We start from the raw sequence: 26,548 nt of genomic DNA on the forward strand, positions 1-26,548 counted from the left end.
CCGAGGATCAGAAAAGCGGTGGTCAGGCGGCGCGGACGCGGGCGTGCAGCTTGCCGATCTGCTGCCAGGCCGACTCGATGGCCCCGGCCTGCCAGCCGCCAAGATAGCTGAGGTGCTCGCCGGCCAGGTAGAGGCGGCCGTCGGGTTCGCACAGCACCGGATAGGCGCTCTTGCGGCCCTCGTCGCTCCACTCGGCCCAGCCGCCGAGATTGAACTCGGCCAGGTGCCAGCAGAACGAGAAGGCGTTCTCGTAACTGTCGGCGTATTCGGGGAACACCTTCTGGCCGGCGGCCACGGCGAAGGCGGCGCGGTCGGCCGGGCTCTTGGCGCTGATCTTGGCCGCCTCGCCGCCGAACGCGTAGTAGCCCAGCAGCACGCCCTTCTGCGACTGCCAGCCGGTCGACGGCAGGCTGATCGTGCCGATGCCGGGCATGTCGTTGTAGATGTGGCCGCCGTAGATGAAGTGGTCCTCTTCCCAGAAGCGGCGCTTCATCTGCAGGCCGATCTTGTTGACCGGGGCGTAGGCCACGCCCTCCATCGCCGCCTTGAATGGCTTGGAGGCCTGCAGGTCGACGCCGCGCAGCACGCTGAGCGGGATGGTGCAGATGCAGTAGTCGGCGCTGATCTCGTCCTTCTCGCCGAAGGCGTCGCGGTAGCCGATCTTCACGCCCTTGGCGTCCTGGCGGATGGTCTCGACGACGCTGGAATAGCGGATCAGACCCCCGACCTTGCGTTCGAAAGCCTTGGCGACCTGGTCCATGCCGCCGATCGGCTGGAGCATGGTGCGCTGCTGCTCGTAGCCGGCCACCGAGGTCAGGGTGCGCCAGGCGCCCGAGTGCAGGACGTCGGCCATGCTGCGCGGGGTGGAGGGCTTGCCGGGGCCCGGCGAGACGCCGGCGCCGGGATGGACGTCGAAGCCGCGGCCGTCGGTGCCGGTGTAGGCGAAGTCCGTCGGCGAAAGCCGGCCCTCGTTGACCATGTAGGCGACGAAGAGGTCGCGGTCTTCGGCGGTCATCGCGCTGTCCAGCCCGCCCTTGGCGGCGACCTTGGCGATCAGTTCGGCGGCGTGGCCGCGGGCGTCGGCGGCGATCTCGCCCTTGCGGACCGGCTTGCCCTTCAGCGGGCCCTCGCCCTTCTCGAAATAGACGTAGGCCGCGTCGTTGTCGTTGACGAAGCTCTCCAGCGGCACGCCGAACAGCTTGGTGTAGTGCAGGGTCGAGCGGTGGTGGTACGGGATCCGCCACGGGCCGTGGTTGATGTAGAGCCCCTCGTCGAACTGGCAGGTCTGGTCGTTGCCGTTGAGGTCGACGTGGCGGAAGCCGTTGCGGGCGGTCTGGCAGCGGCCGCCGGCGAAGCCCCGGGCCTCCAGCACCTGCACCTCGTAGCCGTGCTTGGTCAGTTCATAGGCGGCGGTCAGGCCGGCCAGGCCCGCGCCCAGCACCACCACCTTGATCCCCTTGCCGCCGCCTTCCAGCGAGGGCGGGGCCGCTTGGGCCGAGGCGAAGCCGTAGCCCAGGGCGTCCATGCCGGCCATGGCCAGCGACACCCCGCCATAGGCCGCCAGGCCCTCGAAAAACCGACGACGCGTCAGAACTCCGTCCATATGCCCGCCCTGCTTTCTTGTTCCGCCGATCGATGCCGCGGCGGTGGGGTCCATCTCGAAATCACCGTCTCGCCGGGGCAATCCATTTGCCGCGCGAGGAGCCTTCGACCTGTCGAGGAACGCCGTTGTGCCGAGCCCTTGGGCGCCTGTGCGTGCGCATGAGCGAAGTCTGGGCGAAGGGCGTGCGGCGGCGGAATCGAAGGTCGAAACGAAGGGAGCCGGACACTGGGCCCGGCTCCCCATAACGCTGGATTTTCCAGTGCTTAGCCAGCGCCTAGAACGTGTAGGTCAGGCGTCCGTAGTAGTAGCCGCCGTTGATGCCGAAGGGCGAGTAGGACGGATACTGGGTGACGCAGCCGCCGCCGGAGGCGACGCAGGCCGTCTGGAAGGCGGCCGAATACTTGTCGGGATACTCGTTGAACAGGTTGTTGGCGCCGATCGCCGCGGTGACCCCGACCGGGAACTTGTAGGAGACCTCCAGGTCGGTGATCGCCGTGGCGCTGACCACGGTCATCAGCAGCGGGCCGGTGCCGGGATCGGCCAGGGCCGAGGCCTTGCCATAGAAGGTCTCGGTCAGGCTGACCGTGAGCGGGCCGAAGCTGTAGAGGCCGTTCAGCCCGATCTTGTACTTGGGCGAGGCGGTCTCGAGCAGCGAGGCGGCGTTGCCGGCGAACAGCACCTGGCCGCTCGGGAAGGCCGTGCTGGTGGTGGCCAGGGCGGACGGGGCGGCCTTGACCTTGGTGATCTTGGTCTCGTTGAAGTTGCCGCTCAGCGTCCAGTCGATGCGGCCGTAGTCGCCCAGGCTGGTCGGGTATGACAGCACCACGTCGACGCCCTGGGTGCGGGTGTCCAGGCCGTTCGAGAAGATGTTGATGCCGGTGCTGGTGACGGTGCTGTCCAGCACGTTGCCGTTGGCGGCGATCGCGGCGTTGACGTTGGCGTTGACCACCACGCCGTTGCGGATGCCGTAGATCGAGCTGGAGCCGAAGATCCGGTCTTCGAGCTTGATGCGGTAGAAGTCGATCGTGGCCGTCAGCTTGGGCAGCGGGTGGGCCACCACGCCGAGGCTGTAGTTGGTCGACTTCTCGGGCTTCAGCTTGGAGATGCCCAGCAGGGCCGCCGCCGCCGAGTTCGGCGCCAGTTGCACGAAGGCGCTGGTCGGCGAGACGTTGGTGGCCGAGTAGTAGGATTCCGCCAGGGTCGGGGCGCGGAAGCCGGTGCTGACCGTGCCGCGGACGGCGATCTTCTCGTTGAAGTCATAGCGGCTGGTCAGCTTGCCGACGGTGGTGTCGCCGAAGTCGCTGAAGTCTTCGTAGCGCAGGGCCGCGTCGATCTTCCAGGGCTCGATCGGCGAGACCGCCAGGTCGGTGTAGAGCGCCCAGCTGGTGCGGCTATGGCCGCCGGCGTCGGTCTTGGAGAAGCCGGGGTAGGACTGCGAGCCTTCCTTGTAGGTCGAGGCGGCGTCGCCGGCCCCGATGGCGTAGGTGTCGCGGCGCTGCTCGACGCCCAGGGCGACGTTCAGCGGCGTGGCCAGGCCGACCTCGAAGTCGTGGCGCAGGTCGATGTTGTTGGTCCACTGGGTGGTGCGCCAGCTGCCGGCGTGGAACGAGGTGGGGGTGAAGCCCTTGGTCGTGGTCGTCGAGGTGTCGGCATAGAGGCTGGCGTTGGCCGAGTCCTCGACCCGCACCTCGATGTCGTCGAGGCCGTAGGTGGACGACACGTCGAGATCCCAGCCCAGCACCTTGCCGCTGAGGCCCAGCGTCATGGCGTAGTCGTCCTCGATGATCCGTTCGCGCGGGCTGAAGCCGTTGGGGAACGGACGGTCGGCCGCGCCCATCTTGCCCTGCACGCGGTTGTAGCGGCGGTAGTTCTCGTAGGCCGAGGCGTCCTTGTGGCCGTAGGTGCCGAACGAATAGACCTCGAAGTCCTCGGGCAGCTCGACCCCGGCGTTGAAGGCCAGGACGTGCATCCGGTACTCGGCGTCGCCCGAGATCAGGTTCAGGTTCGGATAGCCCGAGATCTGGCTTTCGACGGCGTTGTTGGCGGTCGAATAGCTGGGGCTGGCGGGGTTGTAGACGCGCTGGTCGGGCAGGCCGCGGTTGGAGAAGCCGTGGTATTTGCTCTCGACGGTGAGGTTCAGATAGCTGTTCTCGGTCGGCGTCGTGCCGATATTGGCCGAGAACGAGGCGGTCTTGCCGCCGCCGTCGAAGTACTCGCCGCCCGTGGCCGAGACCACGCCGCCGGAATTGGCCTTCTTGAGGATGATGTTGACGACGCCGGCGATGGCGTCGGTGCCGTACTGGGCGGCGGCGCCGTCGGTCAGCACCTCGATGCGGCCGATCGACGACATCGGGATGAAGCCGAGGTCGGCGGCGGCGGCGCCCTGATAGGGGCCCGACAGCACCGCGAAATTGGCCGTGGTGTGGCGGCGCTTGCCGTTGATCAGCACCAGCGCCTGGTTGGGCGACAGGCCGCGCAGGCGGGCCGAAAGGGTGAGGTTGGCCGTGTCGCCGCCGAACGCCTGGGCGTTGAAGGACGGGACCAGATTGGCCAGGCCCAGGCGCAGGTCGACCTGGCCGGTGCGCTCGAGCGTGGCGGTGTCGACCACCTGGACGGGCGCGGGGCTGTCGGCGACCCGCAGGCCGGTCTGGCGCGTGCCGGTCACGATGACGGTGTCGAGCTCGACGGAATCCGGCACCGGGGCTGGTTCCGCGGCCAGCGCCACGGTGGTGGTGCAGAGAGCAATCGACAGGGTCGAGATCCCCGCGATCAAATTATTCTTTAGATTATTATTCATTGTAGCCCCCTCTTCGCAAAATCAACGCATGATTGATGACTCCTCCGTGGGGTTCCGCCCTAGATGTATTCTTATTGTTGAACGCGAATACAAGACTGCACAGTGGCTATGCCGAGGATGAGCGTCGGGCACGGGGGCAGGTTCGGCAATGGGCAGGCGGCTTTGCGGGGGCGTTACATGATCGCTAAGGCGCAAGCCGCCGCATTTCGTGGCGCCGAACGGCGGTTTCTCAGTCCGATTGATCGTCCGGCCGGCGCCCCGGATAACGGTGTTTGATCGAGCGCGCACGAGCGGGGGCTCGACGTTGAAGGTTATCCGACCAGCGGAGTCGGGGTGGGGGGGATCGAGATTTACCCGCTCGTCGCTCACCCAAAATCCGAGCGTCCCCGCGAAGGCGGGGATCCAAGCTGACTTTCAGGATGAGGCGCGGCCGTGGACGATCCGCGGACTCGGCTTGGGTCCCCGCCTTCGCGGGGATGCTCGATGAAAAATAGCCGAGTTCTTGCGGAGTTCGCCCCTACCGCCCCTCGCCAACCGTCCAGCCGCCGCCCAGGGCCTGATAGAGGGCGATGGCGTTCTGCAGGCGGGCTTCGCGCACCTGGGCGAGGCCGAGGTCGACGGCCAGCAGGCTGCGCTGGGCGTCCAGCTCTTCCAGGTAGGACACGTAGCCGGCCCGGTAGCGGCGGCGGGCGTGGTCGAGGGCCGAGGCGGCGGCGGCGCGCTGGCGCACGGCGGCCTCTTCCTGCTCGGCCAGCCGCCCGTTCCCTTCCAGGGCGCTCTCGACCTCGCCGAAGGCGGTGAGGGCGGCCTTGCGATAGGCGAAGGCGGCCTGGTCGCGACGAGCCGTGGCCGCGTCGGACTGGGCCCGCAGGCGGCCGCCGTCGAAGATCGGCGCCAGGACGCTGGCCCCCAGGCTCCAGATGGCGATCGAGTCGAGGGGCTCGACATGCAGCCCGCCGCCGGCCGCCGACAGCCGCACCTGGGGCAGGAAGGCGGCGCGGGCGGCGGCCAGGCTGGCGTCGGCGGCGGCCAGGGTGGCCTCGGCCTGGGCGATGTCGGGCCGGCGCGCCAGCAGGGCCGAGGGCAGGGGCGCGGCGGGCTGCGGGATGGCCAGGGCGTCGAGGCCGCCGCGCGTCACCGCGCCGGGGACGTCGCCGACCAGCAGGGTCAGGGCGTTTTCCTGCCGGCGGACGGCCAGCTCCAGGGCCGGGACGCGCTGGACGGCCGACTCCAGTTCGCCCTGCGCCTGGCGCAGTTCGAGGTCGGAGGTGACGCCCTCGCTGGCCCGGCGGCGGGCGCGGGCGGCGGCTTCCTGGCGCGAGGTCAGGGTGGCGCGGGCGGTGGCCAGCTGGGCGTCCAGCGAGACGAGGGCGACATAGGAGCGGGCGACGGCGGCGGCCACCGACAGGCGGGCGGCGTCGCGGGCGTCGCGGCTGGCCTGCAGGCTGGCGCGGCCGGCGGCGTCGCTGGCGCGGATGCGGCCCCAGAGATCGACCTCGTAGGCGATCTGGAGCTCGGACTGGACGGCGGTGCTGGTGGTCGGGACGCCGAAGGCGTTGAAGGTTCGCTCCTTCTGCGCGCCGGCCGTCAGGTTGAGCGAGGGCAGGAGGGCGGCGTGGGCCAGGCGGCTCTGGGCCTCGGCCTCGCGCACCCGGGCTTCGGCTGCGCCCAGGTCGGTGTTGCGGGCCAGGGCGGCGGCGACCAGGTCGGAGAGGCGGGGGTCGCCAAAGGCCTTCCACCAGTCGGCGGCGATCGCGTCGGCGCTGGTCTCGGCAGGGGCGCGCCAGCCGGCGGGCGGGGCGAGGCCCGTTTCAGGAGGCGGCGCGGTCTTCGGACCGGGCGTCGCGCAGGCGCTCAGCAGACCCGCCAGAGACAGACCCGCGAGGAGAAGGCGGCGCGCCATCAGCGGCGGCCCCCATTCTGCTTGGATGTGGCGATATCGACCTCGGCCTCGACCGACATGCCGGGACGCAGGCGGGCCAGGTCCGGCTGGCCCGCGTCGAGCACGATGCGCACCGGCAGGCGCTGGGCGATCTTGGTGAAGTTGCCGGTCGCGTTCTGGGCCGGGAGGATGCTGAACTCCGAGCCGGTGGCCGGCGAGACCTGCTCGACCCGGCCTGTGAAGCGCTGGTCGCCCAGGGCGTCGACGGTGACGGCGGCGGTTTGGCCCGGCCGCATGCGGCCCGACTGGCGTTCCTTGAAGTTGGCGATCACCCAGCGCTGCGGCGGCACCAGGGCCACCAGCTGGCTGCCGGCGGTGACGTACTGGCCGCGCCGCACCCCGACCTGGCCCAGCTGGCCGTCGGTGGGGGCGGCGACGATGGTGTTGGCCATATCGATCTCGGCCAGGCGCAGGGCGGCGCGGGCGGCGGCGACGGCGGCCTCCAGCCCCTGGCGCGAGACGCCGACCGAGCGGACGTCCTGGCGGGCGATCTCGTGACCGGCCTGGGCGGAAGCGAGGCTCGCCTCGGCGGCGCGCAGGGCGGCCCGGGCCTGGTCGCGCTCGCGCAGCGACACCGAGCCGTCGGTGGCGAGGTCGGCGACGCGGGCCATGTCGGCGCGAGCCCGCTCGACCTGGGCCTGGGCCGAGCGGATGTCGGCGGCGCGGCTGAGCACGGTCGCTTCGCGCGAGGCGCGGGCCTGGACGGAGTTAGCCAGATCCGCCTCGCGGGCGGCCAGGGTGGCGCGGGCCTGGTCGAGGCGCTGGGCGTAGATCCGCTGGTCGACCTCGAACAGCGGCTGGCCGGCGCGCACGGTCTGGAAGTCCTGGGCCATGACCTTGACCACGTAGCCGCTGAGCTGGGGGGCGATGGTGGTCACCTGGCCGCGGACATAGGCGTTGTCGGTGCGCTGCACCGAGCCGGCGAAGGGCGGCAGCTTCCACAGGAACAGGATCAGCAGCACGACGACGAGGGTGACCAGGGCCGTCAGCACGATGGCCCGGGCGCTGGGCGGCTTGGGCCGGGCCGGCGGCGGGGCGGCCGCGGCGGCGCGGTCCTCCGGCTGGGGCGCGGACTGGGAAGGGGGCGGCGGCGAGGGCGCGTCGGTCATGCGGTCTCTCGGGCGGGGGCGGACGGGGCGGCCGGCGCCGGCGGGGGCGGCGAGGCCGCCATGCGTCGGGCCAGGAGGAAGAACAGGAAGCCGGCGTAGGCGAACTGCAGCAGGGCGACGAGGCCGACCACCAGGAAGACGTCGTTGAAGGCCAGGACATTGGCCTGCTGGGTCAGTTGCTGGGTCAGCAGGGCGCTGGCGTCGGCGGCGCGGAAGGCCGGGTCGGCCTGGGTGGGGGCGTAGACCCCGGCATAGGCCTGCAGGGTGGCGGCGACGGTGGGGTCGGTTCCGGTCAGGCGTTCGGCCAGGCCCACGGCGTGCGACTGGGCGCGGACGGTCTGCAAGGTGCCCAGCATCGACGCGCCGAACAGGCCGCCGAGGTTCTGGGCCACGCCGAACATGACCGAGAAGGTGATGATCGACCCCAGCCCTCTCGTCAGCAGCTGGCCGATGCCGAACATGAAGGACGGGCCCAGGAACATGGCCGCGGCGAAGGCCAGCAGGGCCTGGCTGACGAAGAGGTTGGCCGGCGCGGTCTGGACGGTGGCCTGGGCGTCGAGGAACGAGCCCATGGCGATCAGCAGGATCGAGCCCAGGAACTGCGGCGCCAGGGTCTTCTGGTTGAGGGTCATGGCGCTGGTGACGATGCCGGCCGCGGTGGCGGCCAGCACCACGCCGTAGAGCAGGCGCTGCTGCTCCTGGGCCAGGCCCAGGGCCTGCATCAGGCCGGCGGCCCCGACGCTCTGCTCGGACAGGATGACCCGCACCAGGGCGACGTTGAGGCAGAAGCGCAGGAAGGCGCCGGTGGCCACCCAGCGGGTGTCGATCAGCGGGTGGGTGCGGCCGTGTTCGACCAGGGCGCCGGCGACCAGCAGGATCACGGCGGCGGCCAGGCACCAGCCCAGCCAGGGGGCTTCGAACCACCAGACGATGCGGCCCAGGCCCAGCACCGCGACCAGCAGGCCAAGGCCTCCGCCCAGCAGGCCGAAGGTGAGGATGTCCATGCCCTCGAAGACGTGGATGCGCACGCCCTGGGGCAGGCGGAACAGGGTGACGGCGGCCAGGCACGCGGCGGCCAGGCACGCTTCGAGCGCATAGAGCCCGTGCCAGTAGGCGGCGTCGAGCAGGCCGGTGGAGATCAGCCGGGCCAGCGGCGCGCCCAGCTGCGAGACGCCGACGCCCAGCACCAGCGCGCCCATCCGGAACGAGGCCGGGAAGGCCTGCAGCATGTAGAACATGGCCAGGGCCGTGAGCGCCGCCGCGCCCACCCCGCTGATCGCCCGCAGCAGCAGGGCCATGGCGAAGTTGTCGAGCAGCAGGTGGGCGAAGGCGGTGACGGTGTAGAGGGTCAGGAACACCAGGGCGAACCGGCGGATGCCGAACTGCTGGCGGTACTTCACCAGCAGCAGGTTCATCGAGATGTTGGTCATCACGTAGATGGTGGTCAGCCAGGCGCCCTGGACGGGGCTGAGGCCCAGCGAGCCCTGTATGGCTGGCAGGTTGACCGAAACCAACGCCGTGCCGAGCGAGCCGGTGATCCCGATCAGCAGGCTGATCAGGCCGTGGATGATGCGGAAGTGGGTCGGAAAGGCGGGCGTCGACGGCGAGCCGGGCATCAGCGGCCGCTCGTGCGGCAGCCAGTCCGGGACCGGTCCGATCTGTTCGCCGTGCTGGGGCATCGCGCGGCCCCGTCAGGCGGAGGGCGACACGGTCAGGCGGCGCGCGCGCGGCGCTGGCGAAGCGATCGGAAACGGAAACGACGTCATCGCGCCCTCATGTCCTGTCCAGCGATGCGACTGTGGGCCGCCTCGCGCGGTCGGTCAAATGCGGCAAGGCGCGCGGCTTGACGGTTCGGGGCGCAGCGGGGGCGGGGGTGGCCTCCTAGGCCTCCCCTCCACCGTCAAATCCCCGCGAAGGCGGGGACCCAAGCCGAGTCCGACAGCGACCCGCGGTCGTGCCGATCCCCGAGAGTCAGCTTGGATCCCCGCCTTCGCGGGGAAGGACGGAGGATGGGGGCGTCCAGGAACGTCAGGCAGATCCTAGAACCGGCTGGCCAACCCGATGCGGACCATGCGGCCGATCGGGTCGCGGTCGTCGCGGCCGTAGCCGGGGGCGGGGCGGCCGTCGCCCAGGCGGGCGCGGGGGCGGGCGTCGAGCAGGTTGTCGACATCGAGCGCGAGGGTGAAGCCGCGGTTGCGGCGGGCGGCGGCGGCGAGGGGGCTGTCGCCGGCCGCAGGCGGGGCGACCTTGCGGTTGACCAGATAGGCGAGCCGGACGTTCACCGTGCCGAAGGCGTCCACCTTCAGGTCGCCGTCGCCGTCCTGGCCGCTCTGGTTGCGGATGCGGTAGGCGCTGCGCCAGGCGCCGCCGGCGTTGAGGCTCCACGGGCCGCGGCGGGCGCTGACGCTGAGGCCGAAGTCCTGGCGCGACAGGCCGCCGCCGTCGCCGGCCAGGCGGTCCATGCTGGGCAGGCCGGCGCGGATTACCGTGGCGTCCTCGAGCCGAACCGTGTGGTTCAGGGAGACCTGCACCGTGCCGCCGCCGCCCGCGAGCATCGGATGGCCGAGCGGGATGGTGAAGTTGAAGTTCGAGGTCAGCGAACTGGAGGTCGACGAGGCGATGTTGATCGGCCGCTGGTCGATGCTGGTCAGCCGGCCGTCGGCGTCGCGCTGGAAGCGCTCGGGGAAGGCGGCCTCGATGTCGGCGGTGGGCGTGGGCAGCGAGCCGATGCCGTCGGTCGCCTCGCCGCGCTGGTAGTTCACCCCGCCGTTCAGGGACCAGCGGGTGTAGGGGCCGGCCGAGGCCGCGACCGTCACGGAGTCGCGCTTGGCCGCCCGCAGGTCGGGATTACCGCCGGTCAGGGGCGTGATCTCCACCGACTGGCCGGTGCGGAAGTCGAACACCACCGTCGGGCTGCCGTAGAGGGCCGGGGCGAAGCGCTGGTCCTCGGTGGGGACGTCGGTGGCCCGCGACCACGAGGTGGAGAGGTTCAGCTTGCGGATCGGCGTCCAGAAGAGGTTGGCGCCCAGGTTGTCGCCGCGGCCGGCGTCGGCGCGGCGCAGGCCGGCCGACAGCCGCAGGGTGACGTCGCCGAGCTTGGGGCCGCGCCAGTCCTGCGCCAGGGCCGAGCTCAGCAGCGGAACCGACAGCGAGGCGTCGAGGTCCTGGCCGCTGCTGGAGACCGAGCGGTTCAGGGCCTGCCCCTGCGTTTGCGAGCGCGAGACGGTGGCGCGGCCGGAGAGGTCGGTCATCACCAGCCCGGTCGGCAGGGTCAGCAGGGTGCGATTGGCGCCCAGGATGAGATTGGCCGAGCGGTTGTCGGTCGTCGCGTCGTTGAGGCCGGAGGACTGCGTGCGCGAGAGCAGGCCGGTCAGGGTGGAGCGCACCTGCCAGCCCGCCGCCTGGCCGCCCAGGCCGCCGGTGAGGTTGGCGTTGCGGCTTTCGCTGCGGCTCACCACGGGCGCTCCGCCGGTGTCGGAGGTGAAGCTGCTTTCGCTGGCCTGGAGCATGGCGCGCACCGAGCCGCGCCATTGGCCGACGCCGCCCGTGCGGGCCATGTCGACGCCGACCCGCCGCGACTCCGGTCGCAGGGTGGCCTCGACGCTGTCGGGGTGGCTTTCCAGATAGTCCGGCCGCTCGGCGGCGCGCAGCGCGGTGTCGGTCGAGACCCGCAGGCCGATGCGGCTGGTGTTGAGGTCCTGGATGCGCGAGCGGCGCAGGTCGCCCGACAGGCTGACGGTTCCGCCCGCCGTCGGCCCCGCGGCGCTGGCCAGGCCGTCGCGGGCGGCGAACGACTTCTGCAGCACGATGTTGACCACCCGGCGGGTGGGATCGCCGCCGACGCCGTAGGCCGTGGCGGCCGAGGGCGGCAGCACCTCGACCCGCACCAGGGCGTCCGGCGGAAAGCCGGTGAAGGCGTCGGCGTCCGACACCCGCTGGCCGTTGACGATGATCACCGGCGCCGGGCCGCCGCCGAAGCGCTTGTTCACCTCGTTGACGACCTGGCTGATGTCGTCGAGGGCCATGGCGTCGATCTGGTCGGGACCCAGCTCGTACTCGGGCGGCATCAGGGCCGCGCCCCGGCGGGCGGTGACCTCGACGCCGTCCAGGGCGACCGGCGCCTCGTCGGTCGCCTGCGGCCGCGCCGCCTCGGCCTGGGCCTGAGCCTGGGCCGAGGCGGCGGGGTCGGCGAGGACGCACAGCAGCCACAGCATCGGCCTAGCGTCCGGCTGCTGGCGACGTCGCGCTCACGGTTACTTGCCCTTGGCAGGGGTCTGGGTCAGGGTCGGGCTGTCGAGATCGAGCTTGTCGATCGGGATGGCGAGCGCCTTGGGCGCGGCGGTCCTGATCGCCTCGCCCATGGCCTTGGCGTCGCCGACCACGATGACGCTGGCCTTGGCGGGATCCAGCTCGGCCTTCGAGAAGGCCTGGACGTCGCCGGCGCTGACCGCCGAGACCTTGTCGGTATAGGCCTGGATCTCGTTCAGCGGCACGCCGTAGACGGCCAGGCTTCCGAGGATGTCGGCCAGGCCCCCGGAGGTGCCCAGATCGCGGCCGAAGTCGCCGATCAGCACCGACTTGCGGGCCTGCAGCTCGGCCGGCGAGGCCGGCTCGGTCCCCAGGCGGGTCAGTTCGCCCTTGATCAGCTCGACCACCTGGCCGGCGGACTCGTTCTTGGTCTGCACCGTGGCCGAGAAGCCGCCCGAGGCCGCGCGCGGCGTCAGGCTGGAGCCGGCGCCGTAGGAGAGGCCGCGCTTGATGCGGATCTCCTGGTTCAGGCGGGCCGAATAGCCGCCGCCCAGCACGCCGTTGGCCACGAGGCCGGCGTAGTAGCGGGGATCCGAGCGCAGGATGGCCGGCTTGGCCACGACCACGGCCGCCTGGCCCGTGCCCGGCAGGTCGATGACCACCTCGCGCGGCGTATAGCCGGTCGGGCCGGGGGCCGGCGTCGGCGGCGGACCGGCCGGCTTGGCCCAGCCGCCGAACGCCTTTTCCGCCAGGGCGAAGCCCTGCTCGGGCGTCAGGTCGCCGGTCAGCACCAGCACCGCGTTGTCGGGACGCCAGTAGGCGGCGTGGGTGCGCACCAGGGCCTCGCGGGTGATCTTGGGCAGCGAGCCCGGCGTGCCGCCGGCCACGTGGCCATAGGCCGAGCCGGCGTAGATCACCGGGGCGACGGCGAAGCCCGCCACGCCGCCGGGGCGCTGGTAGGTCACCGACAGGCCGTCCAGCGCCTCGGCCCGCACGCGGTCGAGCTCCTCGGCCTTGAAGGCCGGCTTCTCGGCGACGTCGGCCATGATCGCCAGGCCCTCGGCGGCCTTGTCGGAGATGACGCTGAGGGTCAGGGACGAGCTTTCCCAGCCCGAACCGGCCGAGAGGTCGGCGCCCAGGGCCTCGGTGGCCTGGGCGATCTGGGTGGCCGTGCGGGCGCCGGCGCCTTCGGTCAGCAGCTCGGCGGTCAGGGCCGAGACGCCGGCGAGGCCCTTGGGATCGGCGCTGGAGCCGCCCTTGACGGTGAGGTCGGCGGTGACCAGCGGCAGGTCGCTGGACTTGGCGACGATCACGCGCAGGCCGTTGGCCAGCACCTTTTCGACCGGGGTCGGCAGGACCGGCGAGACCGGCTGGCCGGGGGCGGGCGGGGCGATCCGCTCGGCCTCGGGGGCCAGGGTGGTGACCGGGCCGTCATAGCCGACCGAGGCCACCTTGGGCGGAGCGGGGAAGGGATCGGCCTCGCCCTTGGGCTTGGCGCTTTCCGGCAGGTAGCGGATGACGGTGCGGCGGTCGGCGGCGAGATACTTCTTCGCGACCCGCTGGACGTCGGCGGTGGTTACCGCCTGCAGGGCGGAAAGGTCGGTGTTGGCGCGGCCGGCGTCGCCTTCGGTGCGCAGGGCGTAGCCGAGCGCCGAGGCCCGGCCGTCGATGGTCTCGCGCTCGCGCACGGCGCCGGCCAGCAGGCCTGCCTTGGCCTCGGCCAGTTCGGCGGCGGTGGGCGGGGCGTCGCGCAGGCGGGCGACCTGGGCCAGCAGCGAGGCTTCGCCCTGCTGGGCGGTCTTGCCGCCGGCCATGATCGCGCCGACGTAGAACAGGCCCTGCTGGGCGCTGTCGGGCGCGGCCGAGAAGGTCGATTGGGCGATCTTCTGGTCATAGACCAGGGCGTCGTAGAGCCGCGAGGACTTGCCGGCCGACAGGATGGCGTCGAGCACGGCCAGGGCCGGCACGTCGGGATCGGCGGCCGGCGGGGCCAGCCAGGTGATCGCCACCGCGGGCAGCGGCACGTTGGGGCCGTAGGTGGTGACGGTCCTGGGGCCGGCGCGCGGCGGCTCGACCGCGGTGACCGCCTTGATCGGCGCGGCCGGGGTCTTCAGCGGGCCGAAATACTGGTCGATCCAGGCGTCGAGCTGCGCGTCGTCGAAATTGCCGACCACGATCAGGGCGGCGTTGTCGGGCCGGTAGTAGGCGGCGTGGAAGGCGCGCACGTCGTCGACCGTGGCCGCGTCCAGTTCCTCGATCGAGCCGATGCCCGGGCGCTGGTAGGGGTGCACCGAATACGAGGCGCGCGGGATGTTGATGAAGAACCGGCCGTAGGGATTGGCCAGCACGCGCTGGCGCAGCTCTTCCTTGACCACGTCGCGCTCGGACTTGAACACCGCCTCGTCGATGACCAGCGAGCCCAGGCGGTCGGCCTCGGCCCACAGCAGGCGCTGCAGGTGGTTGGCCGGCACGACCTCGAAATAGTTGGTGAAGTCGTCGGCGGTGGAGGCGTTGTTGAAGCCGCCCACGTCCTCGGTCAGGCGGTCGAGCATCTCGTTGGGCATGTTGCGCGTCGACTTGAACATCAGGTGTTCGAAGAGGTGCGCGAAGCCGGAGCGGCCGATCGGATCGTCCTTGCTGCCGACGCCGTACCAGACCTGGACCGTGACGTTGGGAGTGGTCACGTCGCGCGAGGCGTAGACCTTCAGGCCGTTGGCCAGGGTGCGCTCGCGATAGACGATCGGCGGAACGGCGATCGACGCTTTCGGCGCTGAAGCGGCGGCAGGCTCAGCGGCCTGGGCGGCCCAGGCGGCCGAAATCGGGGTCAGGGCGGTGGTGGCGACGGCCAGGGCCGCGAAGGCGGACACGGCGGCGGGGCGGATCATTCTCGAATACTCCGAAGCTGACCGCCTAGGCATAGGCGCCCGAGCGCCCATAGGCAATTTACAGTTGTGTCACTTGTCGCGGTTTCCCTCGCAGGAAGTCAAGAAGCGGGTCGGAACGGTGGTGCCCCAGTTTCATAAAGGGCGTTGCTAAGCCCGAGGGTGGGCGGCTGCGTGGGGTGGCGTAACAACGGAGACGCCACCATGTTCTACCGCACCGACACCATCCACCTGCGCAAGGGTGCGCAGCACCTCTCCATCAGCAGCGAAGTCGAGGACGGAGCGCTCCGCTTCGTGGGTTCGATCGACGGCAACCGCTGCGTCACTTCCATCACCCGCGAGGGCGCGGTCTCCGCACTCCTCCGCCACGCCGTCTCCAGCGCGATCCACGCGGGGACCATTTGCTAGCGCGTGCTATAATGCGCTGGCCTGTCGCTTGCAGGCTGGGATCGATGATGCCGAAACGAACTCACTCCGATCCAGAAGATGCCGCGTGGATCATCCGCGCGGCAAAACTCCACGTCGGGGACACCGAACCTGAAACCGCCGAAGAGGCGCGCCTGATCGAAGAGGCGCGGCGTGAGCTTCCACGCGCCGATCTCAATCACCTGCTAGACCAAGTGAGCGCGGCCGCCAAGGGTAGGAAGAATAAGGCGTAGATTAATATTCATTATTTTTATAAGCAAACGTTCGGCCATTAGTTGTATTTTTGACACGACCACATGTGTCGATGCGGTCGATTTTTAGTTAATTTTCGGTTTTTGGTTGAATATTCGTTAGCCTAATGGCTTCTCCGGCTCGCCCGATTGGCGGGCATATCTCGGAGAACGACCATGACTCAATTCAGCATCTTTGGGACTGACCGGCGCCGGCCAGCGATGGCGCTTGGCGAATAAACTCAACGCACAACTCCGTACCTACATCCTGCACTCCCTGTGCGAGGGAATGTCGCAACGCTCGTGCGCTCGCATCTTCGGTGTGAGCCTCACCACGGTCGCCAAGCTCTTCGAAGACGCCGGCGATATGGCGATCAGCTACATCGCCTCGCTGAGCGATCTCACGATCACAAAAATCCAGGCTGACGAACTCCATTCGTATGTCGCCGCGCGTAGCTTCAACGTCGCGCGGATGGAGACCGAGGTCGAGGGCGCTGGAACCGTCTGGACCTATCTCGCGGTCTGCGCCGACACCAAATTCATCCTCACCTATCACCTCGGCTCCCAGAGCTACGCCGACGCGACGGCGTTTGCGCGGAAAGTCGCCGCGAAGCTCAAGCGCAATGAGGATGGTGATTTCTCTATACGCCCAACTCTCGTGACCGACGGTCTAAAAGCCTACCCCCAGGCGATGGAGCGCGCGTTCGCGGGCGATGTGAACTTTGGGGTTCTCTACAAGCGCTATACGAAGGCCGACGAGAACGGCAATCGACTCCAGGGCTCTCGATATGAAGGCGCCACCCGGACGGTTGTTCAGGGGGAGATCGATGAGGCCGATATCCACACCAGCTTTGTGGAGCGGCAGAACCTCAACGTCAGAATGGCCGTTCGCCGCTACGGCCGGAGGACGAACGCGTTCTCGAAGCGCTTCCTCAACCACGAACGCCATATCGCGCTCTGGATTCTCTACCACAACTACATCTGGATACGCCGCTCGGCGCGACCGGCAGAGAAGTTCGACAAGAACGGCAAGCCGAACCCCTGGATCAAATTCTCCACGGCGGCGATGCAGGCCGGGATCGCCGACGGGCTGTGGGGGATCGAGCATCTCCTGGCGATGACCGACAGGTTACTCTCGGACCGAAAGACTTGGAAAATTGATCCCGTCGAAGCTGCCAGCGAGACGGTTGAAGTCGATCCAGGTGACGTCGAACTCGCCCCTTCGCATTGGGTCTACCGGAGCTTCGTCCACCACACGACGAAGGTCCACGCGGCCGGTTGCTCGAACTGCCGCGACGGCGCCGGCAAGAAGGGCGCCTGCGGGACGAAGTCTGGCGAGTGGCTGCCGTTCTATCGGCTGGAAGACGCGAGGGGGGCGGCTGAACGGCTGGAGCCGGACGCTTCGTCGGTCTGCTCAATGTGCCTGGGCGAATACCGGAAACTCGGCACCGGGCGATGAGTTTCGATTTAGCTCCGCGCCAACAGCGTAGAGGGCTCCACGCCTAGCGCGTCAGCGATCTTCACTAGGAATTTTAGAGAGGGGTTCTCTTCGCCGCGCTCCACGCCAGCGACGTAGCGCATCGCCACCTCGGATTCATGCGCAAGTTGCTCCTGCGTAAGGCCCTTCGCCTTCCGCAATCGGCGGATGTTTGCCCCAACGATCGCCGCCCAATCCATGCCGGAATGTGGCGGCGGCAGGCAGTTTGGCTCCAGGAGCCATTCTGCCTATTTTGGTAACCCTTGATAGGCAAAATAGACCCTTCTGAACTTCAAGAGGGTCACTCATGCGCTTCGGTCGGCTGGCAACGATCACCCTTCTGTTCGTCTACCCTGGTGCCGCTCTGGCGGCGCCATGCCCGCTCGGTGGTAACTGCCTTGACGATCCCAAGGCGTGGGCGACAGCCCTGAATGAAGCGCCTCCGGCCACCTCAAACGGACTCTCGATCCGCCGCTGGCAGCCAGACGATAGTACCTCTTGCATTGAAACGGGCGACGGCTCGACCGTGAAGCGCACCGTCATCTTCGTCGATGCGAATGGCTCCAGCCTGACTGAGAACCCCAGCACTGCGTTCTGGAACGCCATGGGGTGCAACAACCGCGCGTCGGCCGCCCCAGCGACCTGGGACTCTCTGCATTCCACCATCGACCAAGCCAACGCTATTGAGGCACGACGGAAGGCCAAGGCGGCGGCGAAAGGCATCCGGCTGTGTGATGCGATAGAATTCCGCGCCACACCTTCGGACTGTATGCGGCGGGCGCGGCAGGCGGACGCGCCTTAACGGTCCGCAGAGTCCCGCCACCGCGTAATCGGCGAAGGGCGTAACGTCACGGTTGAGTTTGCCTGCGTTGTAAGCTTGAGTACAGCAATGAGCGAACTCGCTATCGATGATGCCAACTTACTGATCGCCCAGGCTTGGTGCGCCAGCAAGGGACCGGAATGGGCAGTGCTAGACACCGCTGGGCGAGGCGGCACCGCCCCCGTCTTCACCGTACGCTCCCCTCACGGGAATCTTGCGCTCAAAATTCTTGATGCCGCTTTCTCCGAGGGGGAGATGGGGCGTTTAGGCGAGATACGAGTAGACCAGCAGGTTGCTCTTGGCGTCCACGATTGCCCCCAAGTAGTTAAAATCTACGACGGCGGACGATTTGATGGGCGCCTATTTCTAGTGATGAATAAGGCGAGCGGGCGCGAACTCGAAAAATGCCTAAAGGAAGTTCCCAGAAGCAAAATACGACACATAGTTGATCAGGTGGCTAGGGCGTGCATTTTTCTTAGGGAAAGAGGCCTGTGTCACAGGGATATAAAGTCAGCAAACATTTTCATATCGGAAGACTTTGAGAGTGTAACTCTACTAGATTTATCCGTTATGAGGGATGTACACGATCCTGTAGGCATCGGCACTGATCACGGTGGTCAACTACCTGTTGTCGCAACTTCTAGATACTCTCCGCCTGAGTACCTCTTCAGGCTAGCGGAGCCTAGTGCGGAACTGTGGCACGCCCTGGATGTGTATCAAATGGGCGGCCTGCTGCACGACCTGATTATGCAGGAGCCCATGTATGAAGAGCAATACTCCTTATCAAAAGAGAATAGATATAGGTTTGCCTGGGTAGTCGCCACCAAAGACCCCGTCGTGGAGGCATCGGATGTCGATCAAGACCTAGTGGCTCTGGCAAGGAGGTCGCTAGATAAAGATTGGCACAGAAGGAAATCCATTAGGCTCGAAGATTTTCTTATGGATCATGAAAATGTTCGAGCGCTATCGCTGGAGGCGCTGGGCCTCGGCATTCGCCCGCGTGTATCTTCGCCTACAATCGAAACGCCATACAAGAGAAGCATGGATTTAGCTCGCGCCGTGGAAAATGGCGTGTCTCAAATTCTCGCGAGGCAAGGCGTGACCGCCACACACGAGGTGAAGTCCGGGTCGAAAGATGCTGAAAAGCAAATAACTTTTGAATGGGAACCGTCAATTATTTCAACAAGCTCTCCATTGTCAGCTGTATCTTTAGATTACAAGATATCTATAGAAGATTTAACGCTGGGAGCAAATTATAAACTGGAAGCAAAAATCAGTGCTGACGTAAATGGAGTGTCAAAAAGCGCCTCTATATCCTTACCAGATGTAAAAGAGTCCGAAGGTGCAGCCAGCATTATATGTGAAGCTGCAATATCTTGCGTGGCCGATCTTGCAAAATCCATCATGCAAGCAAATGAAGAATCGATGAGGTAGTATTCATGTCTCTATGGTGGACCAGCAAATTAAGCCTCGATCCAGCGCAGATATCCCTCATAGAGGAACTTCCCCTCTCCGAAAGCCATCTCGTGCTGGGGCCGCCGGGGTCAGGAAAGACGAACGTTTTGCTTCGAAGGGCTCAATTCGTTCGAACTCAAGAAATGCCCAATGTTATGGTCCTAACCTTCACGCGCTCCTTGACCGAGTTCGTGAAAACAGGATGCTACGACGACCAGAAGCGCGAAATCTTTCCGCGCTCATGCGTTTCCACGATCGATAGCTGGCTTCGGGGTCTTCACCGCCAGCATGGCAAGGCCCTCCCTGTCGGCACCAACGGCATTGTGGAGTGGAAGGCGGCGCTGGCGCTCAGTGGCGCTGAGTTGGCGAGCGCAGGCAAAATCCCGAAGTACGACGCACTATTTATCGATGAAGCCCAAGACCTGATGAAGGAGGAAGTTGCCGCACTGCAAGCTTGGAGCCCCGTACTATTTTTCGTAGGGGACGATCGGCAGAAAATTTTCGAGCACGCAGCCGGGCTGGCGGCCCTGAGGGCGCTGCCTCCGCCGCCTCACGAACACACTCTGCCGTTTCACTACCGCTTGGCGCCCGAACTGTGCGAAGTCGCGGATCGCATCCTTCAAACAGAAAGCGGTGCCTCGCTTCGCAAAACCTCCCACTACAAAGGCCCCACTCCTGGCCGCATTGATCCCCATCATGCCCAATCGAAAGCGGCGCAAATTGCGCTTGCGGCGGCAAGCTTGCGAGATCAGCTTCGCGCCTACAGCGGCCTGTTGCAGCAAGGGGACCTTCTCGGCGTGATCGTGCCGCGCACTGAAGATCGCGAGTTGGTGCTCCAGGCCCTTGAGGCCGATCCGCAACTGTCCGGAAAAGCGCAGATTGTCCGCGCAAAAAGCGGAGGGGTGGATGACAAGGACTTCAATGTCGCAATCGACCCTGCAAAGCCAATAACAATTGTAACGGAGCAGGGCTGTAAAGGTTTAGAATTTAGAGCCGTTCACTGGCTGTTCGTCGACGAACTAGCACACAGGCGCTCGAATGAAAGTTACTACACAGTAATCACGAGAGCCAAGACGAGCTTGGACATATATTACAGTAGCGATTTACCTCAAGCTTTGGCTAGGGCCTATTCGCCGCCAACTACGGACCTGTGGTCATCCTGATGAACGACACCTTTCTATACGCGCCGGCGAGCGAGTTGGAGCTGAACAAGCTGCTCGAAGGCCATTCGGCGGGCTATCCCGTTACATGGCAAGGGCGCCATCATGGCCAGAGGCTAGGTTCTGGGCAAATCGGCGTGCTGTGGCGCGAGCCTCGCTCTGGCGCAGAGCCTGCGCGACCGTTGGCACTTGTGGCTGCGCCAGAAGAGTTACGGCGCCTCTACGGTCGCATCGGTCAGCTTCGGCCTGATCTGTCGCCAATCACCTCGTGGTGTCATGTTCTACCGCCAGCCAGATTTGATCCGCTTGATGGACCCATTCGGCACGCCGACCTGATTGGCCTCGAAGCTGCCTGGACTGGGTTGGCAATTGCTGAAGCGCTGCTGCTAGCGGAGCGCTCCGTTGGGAAGCTCAGGCTGGCGACTTGCTTGGCCACCCAGACCTACGCCATCGCTCGGACCCTGGCCCTGTGGGAGCAGACGCCCATTAGCGAGGTGCTCGACCGATACGATACAGCGCACAAGGTTATGCGCTCATCGGGTAGTGGGGCGTCCCGGCTGAAAGCGGGGCTCCAGCCCGTCTGGACGGCGCTTGCCGCAGCAACAGCATTTGGCGCGCCGGGCACTACTGAGCATAGGAATATCGTTGAGGCCATACAGGCGCTGGTTGAAGCCAGGGCGGAACGTCCCGATGAGGATGAAGCCGAGGCGCTATATCGGGCGCTTAGGTCACTGCCTGAAGCGGAGATATTGCGCGACCTTCCTAGATTGACGCCTGAAGCGAGAGTCAGAGAGTTTGATAAAATCATCCAAGCTCTCTCCCGAACCGAAAGTGATCACACCGCGCAACGCAATGAGTTGAGCTTTCTCGCGGGCTACCTCGCGACGGTCGCCGCTGGCGGGGCTCCGAGTTTAGCGTTGGCTGAAGACCTATCTCAAGCTTGGCCTGCGGTGACCGCTTGGGCCTACACAATCGGAGGCCTTGGCGAGCGCCGCACCTGGACTGCAAGTTTTGATGGCCTCGGTCGACTTGTGGCGAGGGAACTGGGCCGTCCATTCCGCCTTGACGAAGCGCCGACGGTGGATTTCTCGCTGGAGGAGGCTGTTGTTCTGGCCGACCAGCAACTAGCCGACCCACTCGTTCACCTGCGCATCAAGCAGATGCGCGTCGTCACCGTCAGTCTGCTACCCGGTGTCAATGTCTCGATCCCGGTCAATGAGCCAGCAGAGGCTCGCCGACCGCCTTCAACTGATGATGCGCGGAGATCCAGCCCCAGTCAGGGTATCTCTCCTGATGCCTTCTCTTCCCTTGCTGAGGCGCTGTGGCCCCATTTCCGGGGGCGCATAGTGGAGCTTTTGAGGGACAATCGGATAGATAGCGGCGGGACAAAAAAGCCATATCGCGCAAAGCCGAAAAAATCTGGTGAGCTCCCGCTCGATTAGGCTGGAAAGTAGCCGTAAATTTCGCGCGATAATTTCGAGGTTTTTTGCCGGCAGAAATATACGCGAAATCTATTTCGCGAACCATTTCATTGGTCGAGGGAGCCAAAGAAGACATCTCGAATCTTGAAGCGAGCGTTCGATTTATTATCCAAAATGTCCACCTCAAACCTCCATACATTCATATGGATGGGGGCAAAGTCTTGGACCTCTTGGTCGATCGGTTGTGCATCAGTGATGTCGGGGCGCTGGTTGACAGCATCGTGCGGAAGTTATGGCAGGCTCTCTGTGGCATCATCGAAGCGACCACGGAGGGTGCGTCCTGCGGGGAAATCAGATTCCCGACCTCTCGAAGTAAATCTGAAACGCCCGGTTTCCGGCGAATAATAGACGGACTGCCATACGGTTAGCGTGCATGACGCTGTCATGCCACCCAGGGTGTTAACTTGTGGGTAGCGGCTCGTCGGATAAAAGGTCGCTTATCAGGAGCACACTTATGTTCGTCGAAAAGATTCAAGCAGGTGACATCCGGGGTTCCGGTATATCAGACATCGTTCTTCACTTGCTTGAGAATACGGATGGAACGTTCTTCCTGTCCGTCGTTCAGGCAAAGGAAGTGATCGACAAATTGCAGAGCGTGTTGTCCGAAATCGAGAGCAACCCAGTTGTCACTCCGCCCGACCTCACTGCGCAATCTCATCATACTTGATAATCCATCCTGCAAGCGTCTCCCCACTCGGAGGGACCCCCTCGCCGAACATGGTCACGATGCTCGTTTGCGGCTCGTGACCTGGCCGGATTACCGTCATTCGGTACTTGCGCTTGTATTGCGACGCTTCATGTGCGGGCGCAGGAGCAGTGCTCATTTCTCACCTTTGTTGAATAGAGAAATCCGTCTCGTGGCGGCGGCCTGATAGGCCTGTATCAATTCGCGATATCAGCCAGTCGGGCCGACAAGCTCGCAGCTAGGCCCGCTCAATTGGCCGGGCTTACTAACCCCAGATTCAAACTGGGGCACCACCGTCGGAACGGCGGTCGCGGAGCGCCTCAGTTGATCGCGGCGGACGGCGGGCTGTAGCCGGCCAGGCGGACCAGCACGCCCTCGGCGTTCTTGCGGTAGTAGCCGCCGGGCGAGCTGAGGGCGCCGCCGCAGGCCGGGCAGGGCTTGTTCACGGAGACCTTGCTGCTGAGCAGGTCGAGCACGTCCTGCTTGAGGGTCAGCACGGCGGGGCCGCCGCAGGCCTCGCACTTCAGGGCCAGTCGGGTCGACATCAAACGCTCTCCATCGTCGCCAGCTTGCGGACTGGGGCGCCGCCGGCGGGCGTGGGGGAGGGGGCTCCGGGGGCGCGAGCACTGCAAGAAAACCCCTCGAGATGGCGTGCTCATGACCAAGTCTTGCAAGGATCGGCCGATCCTTGCAGAGAACGCGGTTATCGTAGCTTCGCCGCAAATCCGGGGCCATCGTCTCGCTGCACACGGTCCCTATCGACGCGCTCATACAGGAGACGCGTCATGAAGAGACTGACCTTGATCGCGACCGTGGCGACCGCGCCACTGCTTGCGATCGGCCCCGTGGCGCACGCCGAGAAGACGATCACCAGCGACTCCCGAACGACGCCCATCGCCACCTCGACGGCGAGCGACGGCACGGCCGACGACGTCAAGATCACGACCGCCGGCGCCATCACCCTGTCGATCTCCGGCGCGATCGTCACGCTCGACAGCAGCAACACCGTCACCAACAACGGCACGCTGAGCTCGGAAGACGTCTCCGACTCCATCGGCATCCTCGTGCTGGGCGGCAACACCGGCACGGTGACCAACGACGGCACGATCTCGCTGACCGAGGACTATTCGGCCACGACCACCTCCAGCATCGTCCACGGCGCCTTCGCCGAGGGCTCGGGCCGGTACGGCATCTATCTGAAGGGAACCGACGCCTTCACCGGCGACGTCACTAACAGCGGCACGATCACCATCGAGGGCAACGACTCCTACGGGATCCTGCTGGAATCCCCGCTGATCGGGAACCTGATCAACAGCGGCTCGATCTCGATCGTCGGCGACGACAGCACCGGCATCAAGATCGCGGGCGGGGTGACGGGCAACGTCACCCAGTCGGGCTCGATCAGCGTGCAGGGCGAGAACTCGGTAGGCCTGTCGGTGGATTCCGCCGTCTCGGGCGCGCTGTCGATCGAGGGCAGCGTCAACGCCACCGGCTATCGCTACACCAGCCGGGCCAGCGCGACCTCGACCCTGGCCAAGATCACCTCCTACGCCGACAACCTGCTGCAGGGCGGCTCGGCCGTGGTGGTCTCGGCCGACGTGGCCGGCGGCATCATCCTGACCGGCTCCGACAGCACCGTCACCGTCGACGGCACCACGACCACCACGGTCACCACCAGCTATTCCTCGACCGGCACGGGCTCGATCTCGGTGCAGGGCGAGGCGCCGGCCCTGCTGATCGGTTCGGACACCCAGGACGTCACCATCGGGGCGGTCGGCACGGACGCCGACGCCTACGCCCTGATCATCAAGGGCTCGATCTCGGCGGCGGGCATCTATGACGGGGTGACGTCCACGGCCCTGCAGATCGGCGGCGACGCCGGTTACACCACTACGCTTACCGGCGGGATCCGCCTGGACGGCTCGATCTCGGCCTCGTCCTACGAGGCCGACTCGACGGCGATCCACCTGAAGTCCGGGGCCGACGTCGACACGCTGTTCAATCGCGGCACGATCAGCGCCAGTTCCTATTCCTACGCGGAGTCCGGCACGACGGCGACCGCCTACGGCCTGGTCATCGATTCCGGCGCGACGCTCAGCAGCCTCAACAACACCGGCACGATCGCGGTGACCCGCACCGGCGAGAGCGGCGATGCGGTGGCGGTGCTCGACGAGTCGGGGACCCTGACCTCGATCACCAACAGCGGCCACATCTACGCCGCGGTGGTGGCCCCGACCGTGACCACGGCGGGCGACACGGTGACGACCACGGCCACCGGCTCGGCCATCGCCTTCGACCTGACGGCCAACACCACGGGCGTGACCCTGACCCAGACGGCCGCCACCTCGAACAGCGGCTCGGTGGCCGGCACCACCTCGGTGACCCTGACGACGAGCACGGCCACCACGATCACGCCCTACATCTATGGCGACGTGCTGTTCGGCTCGGGCGACGACACCCTCAACATCTACGCCGGCTACCTGATCGGGGCGATGTCGTTCGGCGAGGGCGACGACGTCCTCAACATCGACGGCGGGGCCACCGCCTATGGCGACCTGATCGACCCGGACGGCCTGGGCTCGCTGACCATCGGCGACGGCCGCCTGACGGTGACCAACACCGACACCATCGCGGTCAAGAGCCTGAACCTGGGCTCGGAGTCCGAACTCTACATCACCGCCAACCCGACGACCGGGGAGAACACCTCGTTCACGGTGGGCACGGCGACCATCGCCAGCGGCGCGACGATCGGCGTGCGCCTGACCAGCCTGCTGACCGCGCCGACCACCTATACGGTGCTAACCGCCGACACCCTGACGGCGGGAACCCTGGCCAGCACCGTCTCGCAGGCGCCCTATCTCTATGTCGCCAGCGCCTATGCCGAAGACAACAGCGTCTATCTGGACGTGCGCCGCCGGACGGCGGCGGAGGCGGGAATGAGCAGCGGCCAGGCCTTGGCCTATGACGCGGTGTTCGGCGCCCTGGGGGCGGATTCGACCATCGCCGACGCCTTCCTCGTGCAGTACACGCGCGACGGATTCTACAATCTCTACAACCAGATGCTGCCGGACACCGGGGTAGGGGCGTTCCGGGCCCTGACCTCGATCAACCAGCAGATCGGCGAGGCCACGGCCGACCGGCCCGACGCCGGCGACCGCTATGGTCCCGACAGCGTCTGGGTGCAGGAGGTCAACGCCCTGGTGCGCATCGACGACGGCGACACCCTGGGCTCTGACACCTATGCGGTGGGCTTCGTGGCCGGCTACGAGGCCATGGGCGACGCGGGCGGGGCGCTGGGCGTCACCCTGTCGCTGGTCAATCTGCAGTCCAAGGACACCGCCGCCAAGGTGGGCGAGCAGAACAGCGGCATGTTCGGCCAGACCGGCGTCTACTGGCGCCGCTCGGTCGGCGGCTGGCGGTTCAATCTCGGCGGCGGGGGCGGCGGCGGCCGCTTCAAGGGCCGGCGGGTGTTCATCTCCGAGGACGTCGACAGCGACGGCGAGGCCGACGTCTATCTCAAGAACCGTTCGGCCTGGTACGGCCTGACCGGCTACGCCTTCGGCGGCGTCGCCTACCGCCAGGACTTCGGCAAGGCCTATCTGCGGCCCGAGGCGCGGATGGACTACACCTATCTCTACGAGAGCAAGCAGGAGCAGTACGGCGGCGGCGACGGCTTCGACCAGGTCATCCAGGCGCGCTCGTTCAGCAACCTGTCGGCCAATCTCGGCGTGGCCTACGGCAAGCGCTACGAGAACGCCGACGGGGTGTGGTTCGAGCCGGAGGTGCGGGTCGGCTATCGCCAGACCGTGGCGGGCGACATCGGCGAGACGGTGGCGGCTTTCACCGGCGGCGGCTCCAGCTTCACGATCAGCTCGATCGACAACCGCCAGGGCGCGCTGACGCTCGACTTCGGGGTCAAGGCGGGTTCGGCCCTGTCCTATTTCGCGGTGAAGGGCGGGGTGGAGGCCACGCGCCACCAGAAGGCCTACAAACTGAGCTTCAGCGGGCGGGCGATGTTCTAGGGGCCGTTCCTGGGTTTCGGGTGCGCCCGCGCCGGGTTCGTGAAGGCCTGGGGGGCGATGTTCCCGAGGCAGAATGCATTTAAACCAACGTTACGTGAAAAACCTGTTTGACATCTCCGTAGGGTAGTCTAGATAGCCGCCTCCGCCGCAGCGCAACGCACCGGCGGGGGCCGCTCCCGGGACTTCCGAGGCGGTCTAGGGCTCCGGCCCA

Annotated in this window: 18 protein-coding genes; 9 read left to right on the forward strand and 9 right to left on the reverse strand. The window is 66.6% G+C overall.

Going from position 1 to position 26,548, the window contains the following annotated elements:
- Positions 1-22: 22 nt before the first annotated feature.
- From AC2YHT_RS08665 to AC2YHT_RS08695, 7 genes are all read right to left on the reverse strand, one after another.
- Positions 23-1,603 (reverse strand): flavin monoamine oxidase family protein, encoded by a 1,581-nt coding sequence (locus AC2YHT_RS08665; protein ID WP_487289198.1) that lies wholly within the window; start codon positions 1,601-1,603, stop codon positions 23-25.
- A gap of 274 nt (positions 1,604-1,877) precedes the next feature.
- Positions 1,878-4,376 (reverse strand): TonB-dependent receptor plug domain-containing protein, encoded by a 2,499-nt coding sequence (locus AC2YHT_RS08670; protein ID WP_487289200.1) that lies wholly within the window; start codon positions 4,374-4,376, stop codon positions 1,878-1,880.
- 541 nt (positions 4,377-4,917) lie between these two features.
- Entirely contained in the window at positions 4,918-6,303 is a 1,386-nt protein-coding gene (locus AC2YHT_RS08675) for an efflux transporter outer membrane subunit (RefSeq protein WP_487289201.1), read from the reverse strand.
- Positions 6,303-7,451 (reverse strand): HlyD family secretion protein, encoded by a 1,149-nt coding sequence (locus AC2YHT_RS08680; protein WP_487289203.1) that lies wholly within the window; start codon positions 7,449-7,451, stop codon positions 6,303-6,305. The genes AC2YHT_RS08675 and AC2YHT_RS08680 overlap by 1 nt, the downstream gene beginning before the upstream one ends.
- The gene (locus tag AC2YHT_RS08685) at positions 7,448-9,130 is read right to left on the reverse strand and encodes an MFS transporter (RefSeq protein ID WP_487289204.1); all 1,683 of its coding nucleotides are present in this window, start codon (positions 9,128-9,130) and stop codon (positions 7,448-7,450) included. Before AC2YHT_RS08685 ends, AC2YHT_RS08680 begins: the two co-directional genes overlap by 4 nt.
- Positions 9,131-9,490: 360 nt before the next feature.
- A complete protein-coding gene (locus AC2YHT_RS08690; protein ID WP_487289205.1) occupies positions 9,491-11,665 on the reverse strand; it encodes a TonB-dependent receptor in 2,175 nt (724 codons plus the stop codon).
- A 39-nt stretch (positions 11,666-11,704) separates the two neighbouring features.
- Positions 11,705-14,584, reverse strand: a complete 2,880-nt coding sequence (locus AC2YHT_RS08695; RefSeq protein ID WP_487289206.1) for a M16 family metallopeptidase — start codon at positions 14,582-14,584, stop codon at positions 11,705-11,707.
- Positions 14,585-14,785: 201 nt separating this feature from the next.
- On the opposite strand from AC2YHT_RS08695, the gene AC2YHT_RS08700 reads away from it, so the two are divergent.
- The 3 genes from AC2YHT_RS08700 to AC2YHT_RS08710 all read left to right on the forward strand — a co-directional run bounded on the left by AC2YHT_RS08700 (position 14,786) and on the right by AC2YHT_RS08710 (position 16,696).
- Complete coding sequence (locus AC2YHT_RS08700; protein WP_487289207.1) at positions 14,786-14,989, forward strand: hypothetical protein; 204 nt, start codon at positions 14,786-14,788, stop codon at positions 14,987-14,989.
- 44 nt (positions 14,990-15,033) lie between these two features.
- Positions 15,034-15,240, forward strand: a complete 207-nt coding sequence (locus tag AC2YHT_RS08705; RefSeq protein WP_487289208.1) for a hypothetical protein — start codon at positions 15,034-15,036, stop codon at positions 15,238-15,240.
- 226 nt (positions 15,241-15,466) lie between these two features.
- On the forward strand, positions 15,467-16,696 hold the full coding sequence (locus AC2YHT_RS08710) for an IS1 family transposase (RefSeq protein ID WP_487289209.1): 1,230 nt from the start codon (positions 15,467-15,469) through the stop codon (positions 16,694-16,696).
- Between the two features lie 8 nt (positions 16,697-16,704).
- Here AC2YHT_RS08710 and AC2YHT_RS08715 read toward each other — a convergent pair whose 3' ends face one another.
- Positions 16,705-16,914 carry a helix-turn-helix domain-containing protein gene (locus AC2YHT_RS08715; protein WP_487289210.1) on the reverse strand — a complete coding sequence of 70 codons (210 nt, stop codon included), beginning with the start codon at positions 16,912-16,914 and terminating at the stop codon, positions 16,705-16,707.
- A gap of 107 nt (positions 16,915-17,021) precedes the next feature.
- On the opposite strand from AC2YHT_RS08715, the gene AC2YHT_RS08720 reads away from it, so the two are divergent.
- The 5 genes from AC2YHT_RS08720 to AC2YHT_RS08740 all read left to right on the forward strand — a co-directional run bounded on the left by AC2YHT_RS08720 (position 17,022) and on the right by AC2YHT_RS08740 (position 22,297).
- Positions 17,022-17,516 (forward strand): hypothetical protein, encoded by a 495-nt coding sequence (locus AC2YHT_RS08720; protein WP_487289211.1) that lies wholly within the window; start codon positions 17,022-17,024, stop codon positions 17,514-17,516.
- A gap of 87 nt (positions 17,517-17,603) precedes the next feature.
- A complete protein-coding gene (locus tag AC2YHT_RS08725; RefSeq protein ID WP_487289212.1) occupies positions 17,604-18,968 on the forward strand; it encodes a protein kinase domain-containing protein in 1,365 nt (454 codons plus the stop codon).
- A 5-nt stretch (positions 18,969-18,973) separates the two neighbouring features.
- Positions 18,974-20,152, forward strand: a complete 1,179-nt coding sequence (locus AC2YHT_RS08730; RefSeq protein WP_487289213.1) for an AAA family ATPase — start codon at positions 18,974-18,976, stop codon at positions 20,150-20,152.
- 425 nt (positions 20,153-20,577) lie between these two features.
- The gene (locus tag AC2YHT_RS08735; RefSeq protein ID WP_487289215.1) at positions 20,578-21,591 is read left to right on the forward strand and encodes a hypothetical protein; all 1,014 of its coding nucleotides are present in this window, start codon (positions 20,578-20,580) and stop codon (positions 21,589-21,591) included.
- Positions 21,592-22,084: 493 nt separating this feature from the next.
- Positions 22,085-22,297: a hypothetical protein gene (locus tag AC2YHT_RS08740; protein ID WP_487289216.1), complete on the forward strand. Its 213-nt coding sequence runs from the start codon at positions 22,085-22,087 to the stop codon at positions 22,295-22,297.
- Positions 22,298-22,635: 338 nt separating this feature from the next.
- Here the strand turns inward: AC2YHT_RS08740 and AC2YHT_RS08745 are convergent, their stop codons facing one another.
- Positions 22,636-22,860: a hypothetical protein gene (locus AC2YHT_RS08745; RefSeq protein ID WP_110133049.1), complete on the reverse strand. Its 225-nt coding sequence runs from the start codon at positions 22,858-22,860 to the stop codon at positions 22,636-22,638.
- Positions 22,861-23,100: 240 nt separating this feature from the next.
- Between AC2YHT_RS08745 and AC2YHT_RS08750 the strand changes: the two genes are divergently transcribed.
- Complete coding sequence (locus tag AC2YHT_RS08750) at positions 23,101-26,337, forward strand: autotransporter domain-containing protein (protein ID WP_487289218.1); 3,237 nt, start codon at positions 23,101-23,103, stop codon at positions 26,335-26,337.
- Positions 26,338-26,548: the final 211 nt, after the last annotated feature.

This window comes from Caulobacter sp. SRI_008, assembly GCF_057586355.1.